A 6857-nucleotide genomic window follows, 5' to 3' on the forward strand; every position below is an offset into this window, starting at 1 on the left:
CTTTTGGAAGGCATAAAATGGCTATATGAAACAGGCAGAAATGTTATCTTGCAGCTCAGAAAAAATCTTTGTTCAGGTTTAATGAGCAGCTTAAATAATAAGTCATCAAAAATAATTTTCTACAGAACCTTTTTGGCAGGCAATACGATCATAAGGTAGGTATTAGTCTGAGTGGTGGCAGTGCCCGCGGATATGCGCATGTGGGCGTGTTAAAGGCACTTCATGAACATGGAATTGAACCCACGATCATTTCCGGTACCAGTATGGGAGCAGTGGTGGGAGTACTCTATGCTGCCGGATATTCCCCCGGCGGAATAAGAAAGATCCTTATTGAGGAAACCTTTTCCCGAATGACTGGCTTTTCCTGGAGAAGAACCGGCCTTTATAAGCTGGAAAAAATGAAACTGGCACTGGAAAAGTACATTCCAGAAGATAATTTTTCAGCCTTAAAAAAACCATTTTATTTGGGCTTGTCAAATCTCAATGAAGCCTGTGGAGAAATAAAGCAGGAAGGCCCCCTATTTGATTATCTCATTGCCAGCTGTTCGGTCCCCGGGATTTTTGCACCCATTGTTCTGGATGAGGTGAATTATGTAGATGGGGGACTCATGTGCAATCTTCCGGCTTCCCCTATTAGAGATAAATGTAAATATCTAATTGGCTCCCATGTCAACTTTGCCGGAAAGAAAAAGGTCTTCACCGGGCCCAGGGGGATTCTGGAAAGATCAATAAATCTTGGAATCACCCAGAATGCCAAACCCCAGATGGAACTTTGTGACTTTGTCATAGATCCGCCTGAAATGCAAAATTTCTCTCTTTTTGATTTCAGCAGGATTGAAGAAATCATTGAGATTGGTTACAGCCACACAATTAAAATGATAGAAGCAGGAGAACTTCCTGTAGGGAAATTGAAGACCAGATCGAACAAAGCCTAAGCAGCTTCAGGTATTTTTCACCGGGAGGTTCTTGTAGCCGGTGATTGCCGGTAATTTCAGGGACGTGCAATCGCCAGTTCCTGCTCTTTGGTGGTTAGAGAAAAATTTAACCTTGAATTGATGTGGCTTCCCACATTTTCTCCCTGTACCGCTCCTTCTTCAATGGCCGATCTATAATGTATTCCGCCATATAGCCTGCTCATTGTCGCTTCCAGGGCGGCAGCATTGAAAGAATCAAACTTCCTGACGGGTAAACCATAAGCGACTTCTGTAGTGTCTTCAAATTCAAAATCATCCCCGAAGATTGATGTAAGAACCTTTGCGGCGGCATTTGACACCACCGAATGTCCGCTGGAATATTCCGGAAAGGGCGGAGTCTGCAAGATCGGTTGCCAGTCCTTATCAATATGTTCAGCAATAAGAGTCTCGGGTCTTATAAGGTTAGACCGGTACTTTTCATCCCAGCAGCTTATAAAAGCATCAAAAATGGCAATTGAAGTTTTGGTGTAGGCGTAAACGGTGAAATCGAAATCGGCTTCAGATTGTAAAGCCGCTATTTTGCAGATTCCCATCCAATGGGCACCGGGAGTGATCTTTTTTTCGGCAAACATGTAATGGCCTTTCGTGATAGAAACGTAAGGGTTGCAATCCCAGAACCGGGCAATCTTAATTTCGGGAGAATCATTTCCCTTTGCTCTTATGGTTTTACTTATTAAATAAACTTCCTCCAGCTCCTTAAAAAAATCACTGTCTTTATTAAGTGAAAAAGCAGGAGGGGGATTAGGTTTGAACTGCGCGGCAGAATCCAGGACCATTGGTCTTATTTTACTCCAATGGGGTTCAATTCCTTTCATATAGCCGGGAGGTGTGGGTTGCCAGCGCTCAGGACTCTCGTCGAAAAAATCATAGTCTGGCATACTCCGGGTTTCGTGATAATGATCTGCTTCCATCCATTCAATTACAGAGGAAGCCACCTTATCTGCATAGATCTTAGCCCTTTCTAAGCTTTCGGGATTTTGCTGTTCCCATTTCTGATAAAGGCTGTCCCTGTATTCTCTTATTTCATTATCTGAAAACACGAGCTGCTCTGCCACCTGCAGGTATGCAATAAGCGCAGAAAGCTCAAGATTGGTACCAGATTCAGATTTAACCGTCGGTGCGAACTCCCTAAAACCGTTTAATTGGGGAGTAAGAGATGCATATTCGCCGGAATTGGAATTTAAAACCTGGTATGCAGCGATATTCGGATAAACGTATACTCTGCTCGCCTGTGGTGGTGAAAAAATATCATTGACCATAATGGCAGTCACTTTATCCACAGCGGCATGATATTCTTCGGGAGTTACAGTGATCTCTGTCTTAGGTTCGCAACCCGAAAGGATCAATACAGAAAAACTCCAAAAAATATATTTTAAACCTTTATTAATTTTCATAGCGATACAATTTTGCCGGTGCATCATTATTTATGATCAACAGCAGCTTGTGATCTTTTAGTTCAATTTGCCCGATTGCTCTTACCTCTTCCTTAAAAGATGCTATTCCCAGATCACTTACCGGTATCGGGGAACCATTATTATTGATGACATAGCCTTTCAAAGCAGAATGTGATCCCTGATAGTTATTACTTCTATAGGTATTTCCGGCAACCATTATTCCTTCACTACCATTTAAATTGATTCTACTGAATGTATTTATGGGTGCCAGCTGAAGGGGATAGGAGAATCTTACAAAACGGGTGAATTGTCCATTATTGTTTTCTAAATATCCCGAGGATAAAAGATGCACCTCATTCAATTGGGCCTGGCCCAGGGTATAAGGAGTGAAAATATCTTCCATTGTCTTCATGGCGTAATCGGCATGCTTGACATAACGTTTTTTAATTACCGTAAGCTGACCCGCCAGTTCATCCTTTGAATGTACCGGATAATATGAGTCGCCTTTTTTGTAAGCCATTACAGTTTCGGTCTTGTTATTTTTATCAAAATCAAGATAATACATTTTTAATGGAGCCTCGGGAGTGGGTTTGAATTTTGAATTTTCTCCCCAGTTCCCCAACAAAATATCTTCATCTCCGTCACCGTCAATGTCATAAACAGCCACACTTTGCCAGAGGCCATTAAGATTAGACGGTACCTCCTGTGATTCAAGACCATTCCCAGTGTTGAAGAATATTTTTGGAGCGTCCCATTCTGTAGCAACAACTAGATCATTTCTCCCATCTCCATTCAGATCCTTCCATAAGGCATCATTCACTTTTGATTCGAGGCTGAAGTTCTCCAGCTTCGAGAAAATTCCCCGTCCATTATTAACCAGGATATAGGAGCTAACCGATGATCCAAAGTGTCCGGCTTCTGAAAGGTTCCCTACAAAAAGATCTATGTCACCATCATCATCAAAGTCATTGGCTTTGACTACCGAAGTAATGAGCTTATTATCGGGAATGGTATTTTCTGATAGTTCGAAAACTCCATTATTATAAAGGTAGAGCCGGTCCATAAAAAAATCTGATGAATTCTGACTTATCCCACTGCCTACGTAAAGATCGGGATCTCCATCCCCGTCTGCATCAAAGAAGACTGCAGTATTATCTTCATACATGCTGTCCTGTTCAAAAGCCGTTACGGGAGTCAAAACAAGCTCTTCACCGGTGTTGAGATAAAAGGCGCCTGCATTGCCGGATGAACCTCCTATGAAAATATCTTCAAAACCATTGCCATCTACATCGCCTGTTGCCACTGCCGGTCCCAGTGTAGAGACCTTGTAGGGTATTAATTTTTCATTTAGAAAATCATTGTAATTGTCTTCCTGATGGGTGAGTTGAAGGGTTTCTGTCTTTTTGAAAACCGGCTGAATTTCAGGAGTGGTTTTAAATTTATATTCAGGCAGGCTCTCTTCATAAACTATCTCATGCCGTTGATTGGCAGCGATATCTTTAAGTACCTGTTCTTTAAGATTTGGCCATATAACAATAACAGAATCTATGGCTGAAGTTTCACCTAGACCAAAATGCAGATCTCCCGAGACTGAAGATAAGAATCCTCGGGAATTGTAAAGACTTCGGGTTTGCAACTTGTTATTAGCATATAGATTTACAGTAGTTCCAATTCCATGAAGATTTTTCGCCCGATAATTCAGTTTAAAGCTGACGAAATCATTTATGCCTTTATTGCTATTCCTGTATATAGAAGCAGGAGCATTCAGATTATTTACTATCAAATCCAGATTCCCATCCAGGTCTAGGTCCGCATATACCGCTCCGTTAGAAAGTCCTGCCTCATCGGGGATCCAGGTTCCTGTTTTATTACTGAAAGTTTCAGAATTTCCTTCATAGATCTTATTAGCCACCTTACCACCTGGCATACTGTCTATGGACCTGTAAAGCCATTTTAGACCCTCATCCTGGTTTCGGCCTTTAAATGCACTGGCCACATATTTCCGGAAGTCAAGACTGTTTGGTCGCCGCAGGATCCCATTGGAAATAAATAGATCCTGGTGAGAATCATTATTAAAATCGGCAAATAAGGCAGCCCAGCTCCAATCTGAATCCGCTACCCCATCCATCAGCGCTTTTTCAGTAAAATGCTTTCCGTTATCATTGTTGATCTGGAGCATATTACGTGCAAACTGATCTTTGTACCCGAGTTTCTTTAATCTCTGCTGAATGAAATACATGGCGTCATCGCCTTCGGTTTCCTTGAGAATACGTTCGTCCTCAGGAAGCATATCCAGCGTGATGAGGTCTGGCAAACCATCTCCATTGATATCCGCAGCATCACTTCCCATCGAAAAATTGCTGATGATACTGAAAGCTTCATCTATCTTTTCTCTAAAAGTTCCATCCCCGTTGTTGATGTAGTAATAGTCATTCTCGTGGAAATCATTACAGACATAAATGTCGGTCCAGCCATCATTATTATAGTCGGCAAGACTTGCACTTAGTCCGTAACTGTTGGGACCCCCATAAATGTTTGCAGCTTCACTTACATCTTCAAATTTGCCGTTATTGTTTCTAAGGAGCATGTCTCCCACCAGGGGTTGACGTTCATTTCTTGAATCTGCAGCACCATAGGAATAAGTCGTGTGTATTGCATGGTTTACAATGTAAACATCCAGGTCATCATCCTTGTCATAATCGAAAAAATAGGCCTGCGTGGCATAGGATTGGATATCCAGACCATATTCACCTGAAGTCTCTGTGAAAGTTCCGTCAGCATTATTGATATATAATTCATTGTGCCCCGTAAAGTCCAGTAAACCAGATACGGCCGAGACATAAATATCCAGCCAGCCGTCGCCATTAATGTCGACCATTGTAGCCCCGGTTTGCCAGCTGGCTTTCCCGCCCAAATTGGCAACATCGGTCACGTCTTCAAATTGAAAATCACCTTTATTAAGATAGAGCTTATTGGGAACAGAATTTCCGACAAAATAAAGATCCGGTAACCCGTCGTTGTTGACATCCCCAACAGCTACACCTGCTCCATTGTAGTAGTAGATATAGTTAATGATTGAATGATCGGCATCTTCGGTAATATGGTTTGCAAAGTGCACCATGGAAGAATCTGGAGAAACAGCCTGAAACATATAAGCTTTGTTCAAATCCATTTCTTCCTGAGAAATCTTTTCTCTTTTACAGGAAATACTACTAAGGCATAGAACAAGAAGAAAAACTAATCTCATAGGAGTAGGGGAATAGGGCACATCAGACATATATTCAGGGTCATTCAGAAGCAGACCTTCAGAAACCAATCAATTTATATTCAGGGCTCTAAAATATAAATAATTTGTTAAGAATAACATAAAAATATAATTATGTAGGTATTAATATCTCTAATAATTAGAGGTGAAAGAGATAGTGCTGGTGGCATAAAAAGCGTGGATTGCAGAAGTGTGCAGGAGAAGTGAAAAAGGCAGGAATTATTAATTAGAATGGTGAGTACTAAACAGGGAGCATTATTTGGCAAATAGGGGCAGGTGAAGAGAAGACACCATCAGAGGATTTTCTCTGTCACCCGCCGGTAAATATTAAATTAAAACCATAATCCGCCTATAATTGCAATGATCATGAGTAGAAGTAAAAACCAGAATAGCAAACCGAAGGCCGCTGTGGTTCTTGCTGCTCCCGAGGTAATTCTGGTTTTGGTATCGGGTTCGTAATCTACCGTTTTTTCTCTATCCTCTGTAGGAGTGGCCAAAGCAATAAGTAGCCCGATAAAGAAAACCCAAAAGACTACAGAAAGCCATCCAAAGCCCCAAAATGCAGGTCCTGCCGGGATAAGCCAAAGTCTTCCGGCCCAGGCGGCTAAAACCAGTATTACAAGAAAGATCCAAAAGGCATTCCAGGGACCCCTCTTTCTAAATCCGTAGAATAGAGTAGCAGCTATAAAAAAAGCAATAAAAAATCCGATTATAAATTCCAGAACTTCCATATTAAGAATTTAAATGTTAGACAATCAGCACCCTCAATATAAGACTTTTGTCTCTTAAATAAAAATCTCCTGGAGAAATTGGTGTTTAGCTGTCCCTCTGAATCTTCTCAGGCTCCCGATGATTTTATAATTATAATTTTCTCACTCCAATTATACTAATTAAAGTAGACAGGTTACCTTAGGTTTGTATTGATACTTTTTTAATTAAAAGTAGTATAATTGAAAACCTGTCAGCGATCCAGCGATAGCTTTAGAAACGCACTATCCCGATATTTGGAACTGACAGGTTTTAATGAACCAAGACCTGTATAAGATATCAGCCCTGACCTGTTAAGGTTTTTAGGTAAAGGTTCTTCTTTTTTAACTCAATCTAAACTATGAAATTTAAATCATTTATCGGAGTCGATGTTAGCAAATTATCCCTGGATATTTGTTCTATCACAGAAGACGGCGAAATTAAAAATTTTAAAATTGACAACACTTCAAAGAGTTT

The 6857-nt window shown here is 40.9% G+C and carries 4 protein-coding genes; 1 reads left to right on the top strand and 3 read right to left on the bottom strand.

What is annotated here, in order from left to right; all coding sequences use genetic code 11:
• The first annotated feature begins 167 nt into the window (after nucleotides 1-167).
• On the top strand, nucleotides 168-935 hold the full coding sequence (locus G564_RS19455; protein ID WP_262504848.1) for a patatin-like phospholipase family protein: 768 nt from the start codon (nucleotides 168-170) through the stop codon (nucleotides 933-935).
• 56 nt (nucleotides 936-991) lie between these two features.
• Here G564_RS19455 and G564_RS19460 read toward each other — a convergent pair whose 3' ends face one another.
• From G564_RS19460 to G564_RS0115415, 3 genes are all read right to left on the bottom strand, one after another.
• The gene (locus tag G564_RS19460; RefSeq protein ID WP_051205531.1) at nucleotides 992-2368 is read right to left on the bottom strand and encodes a vanadium-dependent haloperoxidase; all 1377 of its coding nucleotides are present in this window, start codon (nucleotides 2366-2368) and stop codon (nucleotides 992-994) included.
• On the bottom strand, nucleotides 2358-5615 hold the full coding sequence (locus G564_RS0115410; RefSeq protein ID WP_029038446.1) for a VCBS repeat-containing protein: 3258 nt from the start codon (nucleotides 5613-5615) through the stop codon (nucleotides 2358-2360). Before G564_RS0115410 ends, G564_RS19460 begins: the two co-directional genes overlap by 11 nt.
• Nucleotides 5616-5965: 350 nt before the next feature.
• Nucleotides 5966-6364 carry a hypothetical protein gene (locus tag G564_RS0115415; RefSeq protein WP_029038447.1) on the bottom strand — a complete coding sequence of 133 codons (399 nt, stop codon included), beginning with the start codon at nucleotides 6362-6364 and terminating at the stop codon, nucleotides 5966-5968.
• Between the last annotated feature and the right edge of the window lie 493 nt (nucleotides 6365-6857).

Source organism: Salinimicrobium xinjiangense DSM 19287 (genome assembly GCF_000423585.1).
Taxonomy (GTDB): Bacteria; Bacteroidota; Bacteroidia; order Flavobacteriales; family Flavobacteriaceae; genus Salinimicrobium; species Salinimicrobium xinjiangense.